Source organism: Nocardioides sp. CPCC 205120, from assembly GCF_048654585.1.
GTDB lineage: Bacteria > Actinomycetota > Actinomycetes > Propionibacteriales > Nocardioidaceae > Nocardioides.
Genome location: NZ_JBMCYY010000002.1, coordinates 942,848 through 959,666 on the forward strand (window position 1 = coordinate 942,848; position 16,819 = coordinate 959,666).

The following is a 16,819-nucleotide window of genomic DNA, read 5'->3' on the forward strand; positions in this document are numbered from 1 at the left end:
CCGGCAACTGCCGTGCCGGGGCTCAGCCCGGGCGGACGGCGCCGGTGTAGGGCATCGAGCCGACGCCGGTCACCGCGACGCCGGAGCGCGGGTTGGCGGCGTGCACGATCTGACCGCCACCGATGTAGATGCCGACGTGGCTGATCGGGCTGTAGTAGAAGACGAGGTCGCCGGGCTGCAGCTCGTCGCGGCCGACCTTGCGCCCGGAGCTGTACTGCGCGGAGGACGAGTGCGGCAGCGAGACGCCGGCCTGGGCCCAGGCCATGGAGGTCAGGCCGGAGCAGTCGAACGCGTTCGGGCCGGAGGCGCCGTACACGTAGCTGTCGCCGACCTGGGCGAGCGCGTACTGCACCGCGGCGGCGGCCCGACCGGAGACCGGGACGTCGGGGACGTCCGCGGCGATCTCGGCGGCCTCGCCCGGGTCGGTGGTGGTGGCCTCGGCGGCGAAGATCTCGGCCTGCTCCTCGGCCTCGAGGCGCTGCAGCAGCTCCTCGGCCTCGGCGACGTTGGCGTCGATCTCGCGGCTCTCGGCCGCGGCCCGCTCCTCGACGGCGCGGATCTGCTCGACGCGCTGCTCGGTGGCCTCGCGGCGGATCTCGAGCGCCTGGAGCTCGGTGGTGTAGGTGTCGACGATGCGGCCCTGCACGTCGTTGTACGACGCGATGGTCGACATCTGCGCGAGGAAGCCGGCCGTGTCCTCGGAGAGCGCGGCCTCCGCCAGCGGCGAGACACCGGTGCCCTGCGACTGGGCGACGACCGCGTCGGCGACCTGCTCGCGGACGGTGTCGAATCCGGCCGCCTGGGCCCGCTCGTCGGCCTGCAGGAGGGCCAGCTCCTGGGTCAGCCGCTCGAGCTCGAGCTCGGCGTCGTTGCGACGCTCCGCCGCCTGCTCCGAGGCGTGGTAGAGGTCCTCGACCTGGGCCCGGACGTCGTCGACGTCGGGCTCGGCCTGGGCCGGGGTGCTCGGCAGGAGGGAGATCCCCACCACCGCTGCGGCCGCGAGGCCGACACTGAATCGCTTCCGTCCGTCGAGCACGAGTGGGCGCTCTCCTCACACAACGTCGTACGCCTACCAGGTGAGCTGACGGGTTCGGGCACGACTTGCCCTACGCGCACTCCCCACCACCGGTCGGCGGCGGCTCGTGCGCGATTCACCCCAGGGAGACCGGGTCCCCGGCTCCGGATCCGCGTGACGCGGTCCGGACTCGGCGCGGCGTCCGCGCGGTCCTGGTTGGACCACTGCCACGGACGCCTCGAGCGAGGGTAGTCGCGGTCGCGGCGCCCCGGCAAACCGCCCGTCCACGGACGCGACGTGGTGCGGATCACACGCGACGCGGCGGGCGACGCGGCGGGCCCGCGTGCCCGTCAGCCCGTCTCGACGTCGGGCCCGGTCAGGGGCGTGACCATGCGCAGCGGCGGCACGAGACCCCCGGCCGCGAGGGTCTCCAGCGCCCGTCGCTCCTCGACGCCGAAGCCGGTCGTGGGGGGCGGGCCCAGCAGGGCCGTCACCACGCAGTCGTGACAGTGGAGCCCGCGGACCTGGCAGGTGTCACAGTCGATCGTCGTCATGTCCCGGGACCCTGCCGGTGCCCACCGACATTTCCGGTCCGGTCGCGCCGGCGACCCCCACGGCGGCCCCCGCGGCCCCCTCGGCTCCCCCGTCGACGCCGGCCGCCCCGCCCACCGCAGGCCCGCCGGGCCGCGACGGGCGCCACGTCGCCGCGGCCACGAGCAGGTCCGCGACCGTGTGCACGACCCGCGCCAGCAGCGCCACCGCGGTCGCCACGGGCAGACCGGTCATCGGGGAGAGCACCGCGACGAAGGTGGCCTCCCGGGCCCCGAGCCCGGCCGGGGCGACGACGACGAGGACCCCGGCGACGTACCCGAGGGCGAACGCCCCCGCCAGCGCGGCGAGGGAGCGCGGCGACCGGTCCTCGACGAGGAGCAGCAGGGCCAGCGCGTAGGCCGTCCAGGTGAGCGCCATCAGCGCCGCGACGGCGACGGGCTCGCGCCACCCCACGACGAGGTCGGTGCCCGCGGCGCGGCGCAGCACCCGCCGCGTCACCGCGGGCACCAGCCCGAGCGCGCAGCCGACCGCGGCCAGCGCCCCGAGCCAGTCGGGTCCCGGCGCCGGGGCCAGGCCCACCGCCACCAGCACTCCCCCGAGGAACCCGGCGGTCACCAGGTGGATGCCGGTGAAGACGAGGGCGGTCGTGATCGTGACGCGCACCGGCACGTGGTGACGGGCGGCCAGCCGCGCCTGCACCCCGATGGCCCACACCGCGCCGGGGACGTACTTGCCGAGCTGGCTGGTGAAGAAGACCGAGCGCGCCTCGCGGGGCGGCACGGCGTACCCGAACGCCCCCAGCGTGCGGCGCCACACCACCGACGTGGCGAGCAGCCCGACGCAGGTGAGGAGGACCGCGCCGACGAGCGGGACCGGGTGCACCCGGCGCACGGCCTCGCCCACCTCGTGCCACCGGCCGTCCAGGCTCCAGGCGGCGCACCCGAGGACGACGGCGAGGAAGACGAGGCGGACGGCCCAGGCCCGCGCCCGGCCGGTGCTCACGCGGCCCGGGCGGCCGGGGCGAGCCGGAGCAGCGCCGTTCGCGTGGGGTACGGCAGGGTCGGGGTGCGTCCGCGGGTCCACGTCACGCTGACGCTGTCCCCCAGCACGGCCCGCACCTCGTCGATCGCGTCGCGGTAGCGCTCCCGGTCGACGTTGTCGACGACCACGACGCCGCCCGGCGCGACGCGGTCGACGGCGCGTCGCAGGCAGGCCTCGCGGGCGCGGCCGTCGACCACGACGAGGTCCAGCTGGCCGGGCACGCGGTCCACCTCGGCGACGTAGTCGGCGAAGTCGAGGTCCTCGAAGCCCCGCTTGCGCGACGGCACGACCTCGCGGGTGAGCCGGGTGCGCGCGTCCTGCGGGGGTACGACGCGCAGCTCCGTGTTGGCGGGCAGCACCCGCTCCATCGCGACGGCCCACGCGGCGTCGTGCTCGATCGAGACCACCTCGGCGCAGCGCGCGGCGAGCCAGACGGTCGAGGCGCCCGAGCCCCACTCGAGCGCCCGGGCCCCCGGCCGCTCCCGCAGGAAGGCGTCGACGGCGTCGGCGGCCTCGAAGGTCCACCAGGGCACGTCGTGGCGCACGAGCTCGTCAAGGTCGTAGATCGACAGCCAGGAGCGCACCCACAGACCGGTCCGCGAGCGCGCGGCCCACCGGTCGAGCAGGGCCAGCAGCCCCGTCACCCGCAGCACGGCCCGCAGCGCCCGCAGCGCCCGCACGTAGAGACCCTTCACGTCACCCGTCACCTCCCGCGCCGGCGCCACCGGCGCCGGTCAGCTCCATCGTCAGCAGGCGGGGACGGTCGTCCCCGCTCCCGTCCGCCCCGTCGGCCCCGTCGGCCCCGTCGCCGCGCTCCAGCGCCACCACGACCCGCCCGTCGCCGTGGGCCCCGAGCACCGCCGCGGGCACCGCGGCCACGAGCTCGTCGCCCTCGGTCCGGGCCCCGACCTCCGTGCCGTTGACGAGCAGGCGGACGCCCGCGGCGTCGGTGAGCCCCACCCGCAGCACCCGCTCCCCCGTGCCGGGCAGCGTGAACCCGACCTCGGCGCGGGCGCCGTCCAGCCGGATCCCGGGCTGCGTGGTGTGGGCCGTCCAGCCACCGAGCTCGAAGGCGCCGCCGTCCCCGCCCGGACCGAAGGTGAGGAGCGACCCGTCGTGGGCGGGCAGCACCAGCTTGCAGCGGGAGAGGCGGTTCATCACGTCGCGCTCGGGCAGGCCGAGGAGGGTGCCGACGCCCGGCAGGGGCCCCGGGCGGTCGATCCGCGCCACCTCGGTGCAGTTGGTGCCCGGACGCCGCGGCCCGGCCGTGATCGCCCAGAACTCCGTCGGCCCCAGCGGTGCCCCGGCGACGGGGTCGGTGCCGCGCACGTCGGCGTACGCCGAGAGCGGGCCGATGAGGTCGACGGCGCAGTTCTCGTCACCGTCGAGCGAGCGGCGCAGGGAGCGACGCTCCTCGTCGAGCGCCGGCGAGCACGTCACCCAGCCCGCCGGCACCGACGGGGCGAGCTCGCGCACGCTGGTGCGCCAGTAGTCGGAGTCCGCGGCCTGGGCCACGCCGTACGACGGGAGGGTGGCGAAGGTGTAGCCGTAGGGGTGCAGGCGGAGCTGGTCGAGCGTGGGCGCGACGAGCCCCACGGCGACGAGCGCGAGCAGCACGGCGGGCAGCGCCCGCCGGGGGGAGGACGGCGTCGCACCCTGCCGTTCCTCCCGCGCCCGCGCCGCCCACCCGACGAGCGCGGCGACGGCCAGCGTGGCCAGCAGCGCCATGGCGGGCACCATGAAGAGCAGCTGCCGCAGCCCGTTGTAGAGGTTCGACTCGCGCACCACGGCGAGCAGCGGCAGCGTCCACGCCTGCACGCCGACGAGGAGCCAGGCGCTGGTGGCGGTGTCACCCGTCGGCAGCCGCAGCCCGACGAGCACCCGGCGCAGCGCGACCACGCTCCCGGCGAGCACCAGGACGAGCAGCAGCAGGGGCACCTCGCCGACGAGCAGCGCGGGCACGTAGAACCACTCGCCCCGGGCGTCGTCGAAGCGGGAGGACGAGGCGGCCGACTCCCACAGCGTCGTCAGCGGCGTCGAGAACACCGCCGGGTAGACGGCGAGCAGCACGAGCCACGCCACCACGGGCGTCGCGGCGAGCACCCAGGGCGCGGACCGCGGCGGCGCCGCCGACCGCAGGCGCGGGTGGAGCACGACGGCGGCGGCGACGTGGCTCGCCACGAGCGTCGGCCAGATGCCGGGCCGGGTGCCGAGCGCCAGCACCCACCCCGCGAGCACCAGCAACGCCGCGGCGGGCACGCCGTACCGGGCCGTCCCGGCGCCGCGGCCGCGGGTGAGGAGCAGCACGAGGCCGGCGGTGACGAGGGTGCAGCCGGTGGCCACCGGCACGTCCTTGACGTTGAACATGGTGTGGCCCGTCCACATGGGGACGCTGCCGAGGACCGCCGCGGCGACGAGCCCCCAGCCCCAGGAGCGCAGCAGCACCCGGGCGATCAGCGCCACGGCGCCCGTGCCCACGAGCCCGATCGCGACGACGACGAGGTGGCGCACGGCGTAGGCCTCCCCCGTCGCCACGATCTCGCCCGGACCCTCGAGGCCGGCCAGCACGACCGCGGCGTGCATGAGCAGCGCGGTGACCGGCGCGTAGACGTAGGCCTGGTCCTCCCACGACCCGGGCCGGTCGCCGTCGAGGTCGCCCTCGAGCAGGTACCACCCGTGCTCGAGGAAGCTGCGCATCCGCGCCACGTGGTAGGTCTCGTCCCACGAGACCCCCGTCTGCCACGCGCCGAGCACCGCGACGACCGTCGTCGTCGCCGCGACGAGGGCGGCCACGACGAGCAGCGGCCGTGGCACGGGCGGTACGGCGGGCCGCGGCGCCGCGGGCGCCTCCGGGGCGCGGGGCCGGTCGACGACCTCGGTCACGCGCGGCGCTCGGCCGGCACCGCCGACCCGGCGGCCGATCCGGCGGCCGGCCCGGCGGCCGATCCGGCGGCCGGGGCGGTCGCGACCGGGGCTGCCGGCGACGTGACCGGTGCCTCGACGAGCCGGCGGGCGTCGTACGTCGGGCGGACGCTCGGCGCGGGCGCCGTCTGGTGCCGGGCGTGCACGACGAGCTCGGCCAGCAGGCCGAAGAGCAGCAGCTGGAGACCTACGAGCACCAGCAGCACGCCGGCCAGCAGCAGCGGCCGGTCGCCGATGGTCGCGCCGGTGAGCACCTTCAGCACCGTCAGGTAGCCGAGCACGAGCGAGCCCAGGCCGAGCGCCGCGCCGCCGATGCCGCCGAACAGGTGCGAGGGCCGGTTCTCGTAGGAGAGCAGGAAGCGGATGGTCACCAGGTCGGCGAACCCGCGCCAGAAGCGGGCGAGGCCGTACTTGCTGGAGCCGGACATCCGGGGGTGGTGCTGGACCGCCACCTCGGCCACGCGGTGCCCGAGGTCGTGCGCCACGACGGTGAGGTAGCGGTGCATCTCCCCGTAGAGCATCGGCGCCACGTCGGCGGCGACCTCGGCGCGCATCATCTTGAAGCCGGAGTTGAAGTCCTTGCCGGGGGCGCCGGACAGCACCGCCGTCGTGCGGTTGTAGAGCCGCGACGTCGTGCGCTTGACGAACCGGTCGCGGCGGGTGAGGCGCGCCCCGGTGACGAGGTCGGCACCGGCCTCGAGGGCGGCCGCGAGCTGCGGCAGCTCGGCGGGGTCGTCCTGGCCGTCGGCGTCCATCATCACGACGACGTCGGCGCCGCCCTCGAGCGCGCGCTCGAACCCGCGGCGCAGCGCGGCGGCCTTGCCCATGTTGTGGCGCAGCATCTCGAGCTCGACGGCCGGGTGGGCCGCGGCGAGGTCGCGCATGACGTCCGCGGTGTCGTCCGTGGACCCGTCGTTGACGACGAGGACGCGGGCGTCGGGCGAGAGCGCGGCGGCGTGCTCGACGACGCGCGGCACGAGGACCCGAAGGTTCTCGGCCTCGTTCAGGGCGGGGATGACGACCCAGAGCAGCACGATGACCTCCCGGTCGGACGACGGACCAGGCCGTTCTCGCGCCCCCACCTGAACGGGAGTCGAACCCGGCGCGTCAGGGGCGTGCAGATCCCCCGAACGCCTGCGCGCCTCCGGTCGTGGCCCTAGCGGGTCAGCAGGCCGGAGAGCGCCACGGCGTCCATGACGGTCGCGCCGGCCCGGCGCACGTCGCGGGCGACGGCCTGGTCGCTGGTGACCACGACGACCACGCGCCCGGCGGGCTCGAGCGCCACGAGGTCGCGGATGACGTCGTCGGCGATCACGTTCTCCGGGCTGAAGGCGACGCGTACCCCGCGGGGCGCGGCCACGACGGGGCGCACCGGCGACGACGCGGCGTCGAAGACCACGGTGGTCTCGGCCCCGGTCCGGGCCACGACGGGGGCCAGCCCGTTGACCAGGCGCATCCGCTGCACCTCCAGCGAGGCGCTCCCCCAGGTCTGCTTGGTCACGTTGTAGCCGTCGACGAGCAGGCGGGCCCGCGGCATCGAGAGCAGCTGCTCGAGCAGCGCGGGGCTGCCGGTGCCCATCGCCCCGGCCGCGGAGGTCGTGCGCGTGCCCTCGCCGGCCAGCGCGGCCTCGAGGCGCTCGCCGGGCGTGCCGTCGCCGGGCGGGAGGGCGAGCTCGCGCTGCAGGCCCTGGGCGGCGGCGGTGAGGGTCTCCAGCAGCAGCCGTGTGCGGACGGTGGCGGCCTCCCGGCCGGCGCGGGCCCCCGACCGCTCGTCGGTACGGCGGGAGGCCAGCTCGGCCTGCAGCTCCTCGACCTGCTTGCGCAGGCGGCGGACGTCGCCCTGGGCGGCCGCGGCCGCGGAGCCCGCACGGGACTCGGCCTCGGCGAGCCCGGCCCGCGCCGCCTCCGCCTCCGCCCGGGCGGTCCGGGCCTCGGCCCGCGCCTCCCCCAGCTTGCGCCGCAGCGCGGTGTTCTCGGCGCGGGCGGCGTCGAGCACCTCCTTGGCCTCGTCGCGCTGGCGGGCGACCTCGCCCTCGAGGTCGGCGACGCGGCGCTCCAGGCGGTCGCGGTCGCGGGAGTCCTGCTGACGGGTCGCCACCTCGAGCGAGGCCGCGTGGCGCTGCAGGGCCGCGCCGTACTGCTCCTCACCGCCCTCGGGGCGCAGGAGCCAGAGCAGGGCGGCGACGTCGAGCGGGTCGAGGGCGGCCAGCTCCTCGGCGGACCCCGCCGCGCCCGCGGTGGTGACGAGGCGGCCGACCGCGGCCAGCGGGCCCCGCGCGGCGACCTGGGTGCCCACGCGCTCGCGCAGGTCGGGGTCGTCGAGGAGCGCGGCCAGGATCTGCGTCCCGCCCAGCCGCGCGCGCCGCTGCGGCGTGAACGCGGCCACCGGTCGCAGCGCCGGCGGGAGCACGCCGACCGCCGGCAGCACCTGGGCGGCGAGCTGGCCCACCCGGGCGCGCACCGGGTCGGGCAGCGGCTCCCACGCCGGGGGGAGGTCGGGCCGCTCGGCCGGTGCGTCGTCGGGGGTCATGGGACCTCCGAGCCTAGTGCGGCCCCGGAGGCACCCCCGCGTCCGACGGCGGCGCGGGCGGATCGCCCGCGCCGACCGAGAACGTCGGCGCCGCCCCCTAGCGTCCCCGCCCATGAGCAGGAACCACCCGCAGGCCTCGTCGTCCGCCCCGTCCCGCTGGGAGGAGCAGCGCGGGTTCGACACGCTCGGTCGCCCGCTGCGCGACGTGACGTTCTGCGTGGTGGACCTGGAGACGACCGGCGGGTCGGCGGCGGCGGGCTCGAAGATCACCGAGGTGGGCGCCGTGAAGGTGCGGGGCGGCGAGGTGCTCGGCGAGTTCCAGACGCTGGTCAACCCCGACGAGGCGATCCCGGCGTTCATCTCGGTGCTCACGGGCATCACCGACGCGATGGTCGTGCAGGCGCCGCGGATCGACACCGTCCTGCCGGCCTTCCTCGAGTTCGCGCGGGGCTGCGTGCTGGTCGCCCACAACGCGCCCTTCGACGTGGGCTTCCTGCAGCACTACGCCCGCGAGCTGGGCCGGCCGTGGCCCGGCTTCGAGGTGCTCGACACCGCGCGGCTGGCCCGTCGCGTCATCACGAAGGACGACGCCCCGAACTGCAAGCTGTCCTCGCTGGCCCGGCTCTTCGGCGCCGCCACCACGCCCGACCACCGCGCGCTGCACGACGCGCGGGCGACGGTCGACGTGCTCCACGGCCTGATGGCGCGGCTGGGCAACCTGGGCGTCCACACGCTGGAGGACCTCCAGGAGTTCAGCTCGCGGGTCACCGAGGCGCAGCGCCGCAAGCGCCACCTGGCCGAGGGCCTCCCCCACGCCCCGGGCGTCTACCTGTTCACCGACGACGCCGCCCGGGTGCTGTACGTCGGCACGTCCAAGGACCTGCGCACCCGCGTGCGGTCCTACTTCACCGCGTCGGAGACCCGGTCGCGGATGGGCGAGATGATCGGCATCGCCACCGCCGTCCGCGCCGTCGAGTGCGCCACGCCCCTGGAGGCCCGGGTGCGGGAGCTGCGCCTCATCGCGCAGCACAAGCCGCGCTACAACCGGCGTTCGCGGTTCCCGGAGAAGACCCACTACGTGAAGCTGACCCGCGAGCCGTGGCCGCGGCTGTCGCTGGTGAACAAGGTGCTGGCCGACGACGCCACCTACCTCGGCCCCTTCGGCTCCCGGCGCACCGCCGAGCGCTGCCTCGACGCCCTCCACGAGACCTTCCCCCTGCGCCAGTGCACGGGCCGGCTGCCGCGCGAGCCCTCCCGCAGCCCCTGCGTGCTGGCGGAGATGGGGCGCTGCCTGTCCCCCTGCGACGGCAGCGTCGACCCCGCGACGTACGACGCCGTGGTCACCCGCGTGCGCACCACCCTCGTCGCCGACCCCACCCCCGTCGTCGAGCACCTCACCGCCCGGATGGCGGGGTTCGCGGCCGACGAGCGCTTCGAGGAGGCCGGGGCGCACCGCGACCGCCTCGCCGCCCTCGTGCGGGGCGCCTCACGCACCCAGCGCCTCGTGGCGCTGACCCGCTGCCCGGAGCTGGTGGCCGCCCACCGGGGCACCGACGGCCGGTGGGCGGTGCACGTCGTGCGCCACGGCCGGCTCGCGGCCGCAGGCGTCATCCCGCCGGGCCAGGACGCGCACGCGTACGTCGCGTCGCTGCGCGCCGGCGCGGAGACCGTGCGCCCCGCCCCCGGACCCGTGCCGGCCGCCAGCGCGGAGGAGAGCGAGGCCGTACTGTCGTGGCTCGAGACCCCCGGGGTCCGGCTGGTCGACGTGGACGGCGAGTGGAGCTGCCCGGTGGCGGGCGCCGCCCGGCACCTGTGGATCGGAGAGGCGGGCGAGCAGGCGCGCGCCGCCGCCGCGCCGTTCGAGGACGCGCGCTCGCTCTCCCCGCAGCACCGCCCGGCCCGTTAGGCTCACCGGCCATGATCACGGCCATCGTCTTCGTCAACGCCGAGGTGGACCGCATCCCCGAGGTGGCCGAGGCGATAGCCGCCCTGGAGGGCGTGAGCGAGGTCTACTCGGTGACCGGGCAGATCGACCTCATCGCCCTCGTGCGGGTGCGTCACCACGACGACATCGCGGCCGTCGTCGCCGACCGGCTCAACAAGGTCGACGGCGTGCTGTCGACCGAGACCCACATCGCGTTCCGGGCCTACTCGCGGCACGACCTGGAGTCCGCCTTCTCCCTCGGGCTGGACTGATCCGTGGCGCGGACCCGTGCGGCCGCGCCCCCGTGGTTCGGGCCGACCGTCGGCCTCCTGCTGCTCCTCGCCGGGCTCGGGCTGGCCGCGGCCGGCAGCCACGGCCCGCTCCCGAACGACGACACCTACTTCCACCTGCGCTTCGGCCGGGAGTTCCTCGACGGCACCTGGAGCCTGCGCTCGCCGGGCAGCGTCTCGACGTTCGCGACCGAGTCCTGGGTGCCGACGCAGTGGCTCCCCCAGGTCGCGATGGCCTGGCTGGAGCGTCACGGCGGGCTGGGGGCCGTGGCCGCCGCCTCCGGCGCCCTCGTCGTGGCCTACCTGGGCCTGCTGTGGGCGATCGCGCGCCGCCACCTGGCGCCGGTCGCGGCCGCCGCCCTCGTGCTGGCCGTCATGCTCGCCAGCGCCGGCCACCTCACGGCACGCCCCCAGGTCATCAGCTACGTGCTGACCGCCTGGTTCACCGCCGCCTGGCTGCGGGCGGTCGCCGACCGGCGCCCGCCGTACCACCTCGTCCCCCTCACCTGGCTGTGGGCGGCCTGCCACGGCATGTGGCCCGTCGGGCTCGTCGTCGGGGTTCTGGCGTGCGTGGGCGCGTGGCTCGACACCCGCGAGGCGCGCACCGCCCTCCGCCTCGCCACCGTGCCGCTCGCCGGGGCCGTCGTCGCCGCGCTGACGCCCGTGGGGCCCGCGCTGTACGGCGCCGTGGTCGCGGTCGGCGGGCGGTCCGAGTTCTTCGCCGAGTGGGGGCCCACCGACTTCACCGTGCCGAGCCCGGCCGTGCTGGCCCTGCTCCTGGCCCTCCTCGTCACCGTGCTGGCCCGCCGGCGCCGCCGGCCCTCCTGGACCACGTGCCTCCTCGCGCTGCTCGCCCTGGCCTGGGCCCTCTACTCGGCCCGCACCGTGCCCGTCAGCGCCGCCGTGCTCGCGCCCGTGCTGGCGCACGCGCTGCGTCGTACCGAGCCGGACGTGACCGCGGGCGCGCCGGGCGTTCCCGAGGCCGAGCACCACCGCGGGGCGCCGAGCCGCCTGGAGCTGGCGGTGGGGGGTGCGGCCGTCGCCCTGGCGGTCGTGGCCGTGGTCGTGCTGAACCTGCGGGCCGGAGACGAGCCCGACGACGACCTCGCCTGGGCCGCGCCGGCGCTGGACGCGCTCCCTGCGGGCACCGTCCTGCTCGACGACTGGGGCAGGGGCGGCTACCTCATGTGGCGCCACCCGCAGCTCGACCTCGTCATGCACGGCTACGGCGACACGTTCACCGTCGAGGAGCTGCGCCGGAACACCGACCTGACCGACGTGGAGCCCCGGTGGGACGAGATGGTCGCGGACACCGGCGCGCGGTGGGCGCTGCTCCGCACCGACTCGTCGCTGGGCTACGCGGTCGAGCACGACCTCGGCTGGGAGCGGGTCGAGACCGGCGGGGACCACGTGCTGCTGCGCCACCCGGGTGAGTGAGTTCACAGCCGCGGCCCCGGTCCGGGCCGCAACACGCTCGTAACATTCCAGGGTGACGTGGCTGCTGGAGCACTGGCTCCCCCTCCTGGGCTGGACGGGCTCCGCGCTGCTGGTGTGCTCCATCCTCCAGACGCGGGTCCTGCGGTTCCGCCTGCTCAACGCCGCCGCCACCGTCACCCTCGCGGTCTTCAACCTCCTCATCGGCGTGTGGCCGATGGTGGCCATGAACGTCGTGCTGCTGGCCATCAACGTGTGGTTCCTCGTGCGGGTCGTGCGCCAGCCGGGGCCGCACCGCGACTTCACGGTGCTGGCGGTGGGGTCCGGTGACGCCTACCTCAACCACGTGCTGCGCGCGCACGACGTCGACATCCACCGCCACCAGCCCGACTTCGCGTGGAGCCCGTCGGACACCGACCGCCAGGCCTACCTGGTGCAGAAGGGCGACGAGACGGTCGGCGTGGTGGTGCTTCGCACCCGTGGCGACGTCGCCCAGGTCGAGCTGGACTGGGTCACCCCCGGCTTCCGCGACTGCGCCGCCGGCGAGTACGTCTGGCTGCGCAGCGACATCCTGCGCCACCGCGGCATCCGCCACGTGATCACGCCGCCGAACATGAAGGACCCCTACTACGAGCGCCTCGGGTTCCGCCGCAACGGCCGCGCCTACGTGCTCGACCTCGCCTCGGTCTGACCCACGCCTCCTCGGGGCCGGCCGGGCCAGTCCGAACCCGGCCGGACCCGGCCGAGCCCGGCCGTCAGCGGGAGGCCGCGACCCACTTCTCGAGCGTCGCGGCCGCGGCGCCGGAGTCGATGGCGACCGCGGCCGCCTCCATCCCCACGCGCAGCTGCTCGGTCACGTCGTCCGACGTCGGCTCCTCAGCGTGCACGGCGAGCGCCGCGCCCGCGTTGAGCAGCACGGCGTCGCGCACGGGCCCGCGCTCGCCGGCGAGCAGCCGGCGCACCACGTCGGCGTTGTGCTCGACGTCGCCCCCGCGCAGGTCCTCGGTCGTCGCGCGCGGCAGGTCGAGGTCCGCCGGGTCGACGGCAGCGGGCACGACCTCGCCGCCCCGCACGACCCAGACCCGGGACGTGGTGGTCGTGGTCAGCTCGTCGAGCCCGTCGTCGCCGCGGAAGACCCACGCGTCGACCCCGCGGCGGGCGAACACGCCCGCCATCACCGGGGCCATGGCCGGGTCCGCGCACCCGATGGCCTGGGCGGCGGGCCGCGCCGGGTTGGTCAGCGGGCCGAGGAAGTTGAAGGTCGTGGCGACGCCCAGCTCCCGGCGGGCGACCGCCGCGTGCCGCATGGCGGGGTGGAAGGCGGCGGCGAAGCAGAAGGTGATGCCGACCTCGGTCGCCAGCTCGCCGACCCGCTCGGGGGCCAGGTCGAGCCGGACCCCGAGGGCCTCGAGCACGTCGGCGCTCCCCGACTTCGACGAGGCGGAGCGGTTGCCGTGCTTGACCACGCGGGCGCCCGCGCCGGCGGCCACGATCGCCGACATCGACGAGATGTTGACCGACATCGACCGGTCGCCGCCGGTGCCGACCACGTCGAGGAGGCGGCCCGGCACCTCCAGCGGGGTGCCGGCGGCCATCATCGCGTCGGCCAGGCCCGCGACCTCGTCGATCGTCTCGCCTTTGGCGCGCAGGGCCACGGCGAAGCCGGCGACCTGGGCGGGGGTGGCCTCGCCCGCCAGCACCTCCGCCATGGCCCAGGACGCCTGGTCCGGGGTCAGGTCACGGCGGGCGACGAGCGCGGAGAGGACCTCGGGCCAGCTGCGGGTGCCCATCGCGGATCAGCGCGCGGCGACGACGGGGCGACCGCGGAGCAGACCGGCGACCGTCTCGGCGAGCAGCACGGGGTCGAGCGGGTGGGGCACCGCGGCCTCGGCGCGCGACCACGTCGCCAGCCAGGCGTCCTGCGGGCGGCCCGTCAGCACGAGCACGGGCGGGCAGGCGTAGATCTCGTCCTTGAGCTCCTTGGCGATGCCCATGCCGCCGGCGGGCACGGCCTCGCCGTCGAGGATCGCGAGGTCGATGCGGCCGGTGTCCATCTGCTGGCGCACCACGGCCGGGGTCGCCACCTCGACGTACTCCAGCTCGGGGAGGTCGGGGTGCACCCGCCGGCCCAGCGCGAGCACCACCTGCTCGCGCGTGCGCACGTCGTCGCTGTAGACCAGCACGCGCAGGCGGGTCGTGCCGGGCCCGTGGCCCTCGGTCGAGGCAGTCGTCGTCGCGCTCACCCGCGCGATGCTACCCGCTCCCGGCGCCCCCCGCCGGGAGCCCGCCGGGGGCCCGATCCCAGGCCTCCCGCAGCCGTCTACGACGCTGCGTAAGACTTCTTCCGGGGGGTGGGGTCACAGGGCTCGGCGGACAGGACATAATGACGGGGTGGCGACAGCAACTGCAGCGATCCCGGCCTCCCGTCTGCGTGGGCAGCACGGCCGGCCCGACATGGTCAGCGTCGGAACGATCATCTGGCTCTCCAGCGAGCTGATGTTCTTCGCGGCGCTGTTCGCGGCGTACTTCACGATCCGTGCCGCGGAACCCGGCCTCTGGGCCGAGGAGACCCAGCACCTGAACGTGACGTTCGCCTTCGCGAACACCGCGATCCTCGTGCTGTCGTCCTTCACCTGCCAGTGGGGCGTGTTCGCGGTCGAGCGCTCGGCCGCGCAGGGCGGTCCGAAGGTCGGGCGCAGCGGCAAGGTCTGGCAGGTCGGCCAGTGGGGCATGCGCGAGTGGTTCATCCTCACGTACGTCATGGGCGCCGTGTTCCTCGCCGGTCAGGCGCTGGAGTACGCCGAGCTCGTCCACGCCGGCCTGACGCTGCAGAGCTCCGCCTACGGCTCGATGTTCTACCTGACGACCGGGTTCCACGGGATCCACGTCGCCGGTGGCCTCATCGCCTTCCTCCTCGTCCTCGGCCGCACCTTCATCGCGCGCCGCTTCACCCACGAGCAGGCGGTCTCGGCGATCGTCGTGTCGTACTACTGGCACTTCGTCGACGTCGTGTGGATCGGCCTCTTCGCCACCATCTACTGGATCCAGTGACCCACCGGTCACCGACCTCTCCCCCGCCCCACCGCACGACCGAATCGTCCGGACCAGAACAAGGGACATCACGTTGCGTTTCCTGAACCGATCCGCCGGCCGGCTCTCCCGCCACCGCCGGGGCCCGCTCGCGGGCCTCGTCGTGCTGCTGCTCGGCCTCGTCCTGACGGGCACGGCGTACGCCGCGTTCGCGCCCGCCGGTCAGGCCGAGGAGGCCGCCGACAACGCGGAGCTCGTCGAGCAGGGCCGCGAGCTCTTCCTCGTCGGCTGCGCCACGTGCCACGGCCAGAACGGCGAGGGCGTGCTCGACGTCAAGGGCAACCAGCTCGGCCCCTCGCTGCAGGGCGTCGGCGCCGCCTCCGTGGACTTCCAGGTGGGCACCGGCCGCATGCCGATGGTCCAGCCCGGCCAGCAGAACCCCAGCAAGAACGTCGCGTACTCCGACGAGGAGATCGAGGCGCTCGCCGCCTTCGTCGCCTCGCTCGGCCCCGGCCCGGGCATCCCGGACCCCGAGCAGTACTCGAGCGACTACCTCGACGACCTGAGCGAGGAGGAGCGCGACGCCGCGATCAACCGCGGCCAGCAGATCTTCCTCACCAACTGCACGGCGTGCCACAACTTCAACGGTCGCGGCGGCGCCATGCCCCGCGGCGGCTACGCCCCCGGTCTGCGCGAGACGAGCGAGAAGCACATCTACGAGGCCATGCTCGTCGGCCCCGGCCAGATGGACGTCTTCTCCGACGGCAACATCCCGCCGGAGAACAAGCGCGAGGTCATCGCGTTCCTCACGACCCTCGAGGAGGAGCCCCAGCAGGGCGGCTTCAGCCTCGGCGGTCTCGGCCCCGTGAGCGAGGGCCTCTTCGCGTGGCTCATCGGCATCGGTGGCCTCGTCGGCTTCGCCGTGTGGATCGCGGCGCACACCACTCGCACCCAGAAGGGCAAGGGACAGGCGTGAGCGAGCACGACAACCTCCCGGCGCAGCAGGGCGGCACGGACACGACGCCCACCTCGCGTCCGCTCGAGGACCAGGCCTCCGGCCTGCCCGCGCACCTGTGGCGTCCCACGGACGTCGACCGCAGGGCGGAGAAGCGCGCCGAGCGCCAGGTCGCCGGGTTCTTCATCTTCTCGATGATCTGCGCGGTCCTCTTCGTGGTCGCCTACTTCGTCTTCGAGATCGGCGACGACATGGACACGTTCCTGGGCCTCGGCGCCTCGAACCTGTTCCTGGGCCTCACCCTCGGTGGCGTCATGCTCGGCATCGGCGTCGGCGTCATCCACTGGGCGCGCAAGCTCATGGCCGACGAGGAGATCTCCGAGCTGCGCCACCCGGCCAGCTCGTCGACCGAGGACCGCGAGACGACGCTGGCCGCGCTGAACGCCGGTGTCGACGAGTCGGGCATCGGCCGCCGTCCCCTCATCCGCAACACCCTCCTCGGCGCCCTCGGTCTGGCCGGCGTGCCGCTGGTGGTGGCCTTCCGCGACCTCGGTCCCTCGGACATGAGCCCGTCGCGGCTCGAGAAGACGTTCTGGATGCCGGGCATGTACGTCGTGCGCGACGTCGTCGGCACCCGCATCAACAAGGCGGACCTCCAGATCGGCGACCTGGTCAACGGCGAGCCCGAGGGCCTCGTCGCGGACAGCGAGGGCCACCTGCCGGCGCCGCTCGACGCCAACGGCGAGGAGCTGCGCCCCGCGCTCGAGCACGAGCGCCTCAACATCGAGAAGACCAAGGCTGCGGTCATCCTGCTCCGCATGTCCCCCGGTGACATCGTCCGCGCTCCCGACCGGGAGAACTGGGACGTCGACGGGATCGTCTGCTACTCCAAGATCTGCACGCACGTCGGGTGCCCCATCGCCCTCAACGAGCAGCAGACCCACCACCTGCTGTGCCCCTGCCACCAGTCCACGTTCGACCTCGCCGACAGCGGCAAGGTCGTCTTCGGGCCGGCGGGCCACGCGCTCCCCCAGATGCACCTGGCGGAGGACGAGGACGGCTTCCTGTACGCCGTGGACGACTTCAGCGAACCCGTCGGACCGAGCTACTGGGAGCGTGGCTGACC

General features: G+C 75.2%; 16 protein-coding genes and 1 riboswitch. Of the genes, 7 read left to right on the plus strand and 9 right to left on the minus strand.

The window, feature by feature from the left end; translation table 11 throughout:
• Positions 1 to 22: 22 nt before the first annotated feature.
• The 7 genes from ACOACO_RS15530 to ACOACO_RS15560 all read right to left on the minus strand — a co-directional run bounded on the left by ACOACO_RS15530 (position 23) and on the right by ACOACO_RS15560 (position 8,060).
• Positions 23 to 1,036 (minus strand): NlpC/P60 family protein, encoded by a 1,014-nt coding sequence (locus ACOACO_RS15530; protein WP_420297168.1) that lies wholly within the window; start codon positions 1,034 to 1,036, stop codon positions 23 to 25.
• A 15-nt stretch (positions 1,037 to 1,051) separates the two neighbouring features.
• Positions 1,052 to 1,221, minus strand: a riboswitch (cyclic di-AMP (ydaO/yuaA leader).
• Positions 1,222 to 1,365: 144 nt separating this feature from the next.
• Positions 1,366 to 1,569, minus strand: a complete 204-nt coding sequence (locus tag ACOACO_RS15535) for a hypothetical protein (RefSeq protein WP_420297169.1) — start codon at positions 1,567 to 1,569, stop codon at positions 1,366 to 1,368.
• Positions 1,550 to 2,569 (minus strand): lysylphosphatidylglycerol synthase domain-containing protein, encoded by a 1,020-nt coding sequence (locus tag ACOACO_RS15540; protein WP_420297170.1) that lies wholly within the window; start codon positions 2,567 to 2,569, stop codon positions 1,550 to 1,552. The genes ACOACO_RS15535 and ACOACO_RS15540 overlap by 20 nt, the downstream gene beginning before the upstream one ends.
• The gene (locus ACOACO_RS15545) at positions 2,566 to 3,303 is read right to left on the minus strand and encodes a class I SAM-dependent methyltransferase (RefSeq protein ID WP_420297171.1); all 738 of its coding nucleotides are present in this window, start codon (positions 3,301 to 3,303) and stop codon (positions 2,566 to 2,568) included. Before ACOACO_RS15545 ends, ACOACO_RS15540 begins: the two co-directional genes overlap by 4 nt.
• 1 nt (position 3,304) lies before the next feature.
• Complete coding sequence (locus ACOACO_RS15550; RefSeq protein WP_420297172.1) at positions 3,305 to 5,491, minus strand: hypothetical protein; 2,187 nt, start codon at positions 5,489 to 5,491, stop codon at positions 3,305 to 3,307.
• Positions 5,488 to 6,564, minus strand: a complete 1,077-nt coding sequence (locus ACOACO_RS15555; RefSeq protein ID WP_420297173.1) for a glycosyltransferase family 2 protein — start codon at positions 6,562 to 6,564, stop codon at positions 5,488 to 5,490. The genes ACOACO_RS15550 and ACOACO_RS15555 overlap by 4 nt, the downstream gene beginning before the upstream one ends.
• 122 nt (positions 6,565 to 6,686) lie before the next feature.
• Entirely contained in the window at positions 6,687 to 8,060 is a 1,374-nt protein-coding gene (locus ACOACO_RS15560) for an NYN domain-containing protein (protein ID WP_420297174.1), read from the minus strand.
• A gap of 112 nt (positions 8,061 to 8,172) precedes the next feature.
• Here ACOACO_RS15560 and ACOACO_RS15565 point away from each other — a divergent pair, with 112 nt between their 5' ends.
• Genes ACOACO_RS15565 through ACOACO_RS15580 form a run of 4 tightly spaced genes read left to right on the plus strand, consistent with a single transcriptional unit; the run spans position 8,173 to position 12,399 of the window.
• Positions 8,173 to 9,966 carry a DEDD exonuclease domain-containing protein gene (locus ACOACO_RS15565; protein ID WP_420297175.1) on the plus strand — a complete coding sequence of 598 codons (1,794 nt, stop codon included), beginning with the start codon at positions 8,173 to 8,175 and terminating at the stop codon, positions 9,964 to 9,966.
• 11 nt (positions 9,967 to 9,977) lie between these two features.
• Positions 9,978 to 10,256 carry an Lrp/AsnC family transcriptional regulator gene (locus ACOACO_RS15570; RefSeq protein ID WP_277499099.1) on the plus strand — a complete coding sequence of 93 codons (279 nt, stop codon included), beginning with the start codon at positions 9,978 to 9,980 and terminating at the stop codon, positions 10,254 to 10,256.
• 3 nt (positions 10,257 to 10,259) lie between these two features.
• Positions 10,260 to 11,711 (plus strand): hypothetical protein, encoded by a 1,452-nt coding sequence (locus ACOACO_RS15575; RefSeq protein WP_420297176.1) that lies wholly within the window; start codon positions 10,260 to 10,262, stop codon positions 11,709 to 11,711.
• Between the two features lie 52 nt (positions 11,712 to 11,763).
• Entirely contained in the window at positions 11,764 to 12,399 is a 636-nt protein-coding gene (locus tag ACOACO_RS15580; RefSeq protein ID WP_420297177.1) for a hypothetical protein, read from the plus strand.
• Positions 12,400 to 12,463: 64 nt separating this feature from the next.
• On the opposite strand, the gene trpD is transcribed toward ACOACO_RS15580, so the two are convergent.
• Both trpD and ACOACO_RS15590 read right to left on the minus strand, forming a co-directional pair.
• Entirely contained in the window at positions 12,464 to 13,498 is a 1,035-nt protein-coding gene (gene trpD, locus ACOACO_RS15585) for an anthranilate phosphoribosyltransferase (protein ID WP_420297178.1), read from the minus strand.
• A gap of 6 nt (positions 13,499 to 13,504) precedes the next feature.
• Positions 13,505 to 13,951, minus strand: coding sequence for a hypothetical protein (locus ACOACO_RS15590; protein WP_420297179.1), 447 nt, complete (start codon positions 13,949 to 13,951; stop codon positions 13,505 to 13,507).
• 211 nt (positions 13,952 to 14,162) lie between these two features.
• On the opposite strand from ACOACO_RS15590, the gene ACOACO_RS15595 reads away from it, so the two are divergent.
• From ACOACO_RS15595 to ACOACO_RS15605, 3 genes are all read left to right on the plus strand, one after another.
• Positions 14,163 to 14,759: a cytochrome c oxidase subunit 3 gene (locus tag ACOACO_RS15595; RefSeq protein WP_420297246.1), complete on the plus strand. Its 597-nt coding sequence runs from the start codon at positions 14,163 to 14,165 to the stop codon at positions 14,757 to 14,759.
• A 73-nt stretch (positions 14,760 to 14,832) separates the two neighbouring features.
• Positions 14,833 to 15,714 (plus strand): c-type cytochrome, encoded by an 882-nt coding sequence (locus ACOACO_RS15600; RefSeq protein WP_420297180.1) that lies wholly within the window; start codon positions 14,833 to 14,835, stop codon positions 15,712 to 15,714.
• The gene (locus tag ACOACO_RS15605; RefSeq protein WP_420297181.1) at positions 15,711 to 16,817 is read left to right on the plus strand and encodes a Rieske 2Fe-2S domain-containing protein; all 1,107 of its coding nucleotides are present in this window, start codon (positions 15,711 to 15,713) and stop codon (positions 16,815 to 16,817) included. Before ACOACO_RS15600 ends, ACOACO_RS15605 begins: the two co-directional genes overlap by 4 nt.
• Positions 16,818 to 16,819: the final 2 nt, after the last annotated feature.

Coding starts and splice junctions, on each gene's coding strand:
- trpD (WP_420297178.1), bottom strand. CDS start 13,498: ATGGGCACCCGCAGCTGGCCCGAGGTCCTCTCCGCGCTCGTCGCCCGC.
- ACOACO_RS15570 (WP_277499099.1), top strand. CDS start 9,978: ATGATCACGGCCATCGTCTTCGTCAACGCCGAGGTGGACCGCATCCCC.
- ACOACO_RS15565 (WP_420297175.1), top strand. CDS start 8,173: ATGAGCAGGAACCACCCGCAGGCCTCGTCGTCCGCCCCGTCCCGCTGG.
- ACOACO_RS15595 (WP_420297246.1), top strand. CDS start 14,163: ATGGTCAGCGTCGGAACGATCATCTGGCTCTCCAGCGAGCTGATGTTC.
- ACOACO_RS15535 (WP_420297169.1), bottom strand. CDS start 1,569: ATGACGACGATCGACTGTGACACCTGCCAGGTCCGCGGGCTCCACTGT.
- ACOACO_RS15560 (WP_420297174.1), bottom strand. CDS start 8,060: ATGACCCCCGACGACGCACCGGCCGAGCGGCCCGACCTCCCCCCGGCG.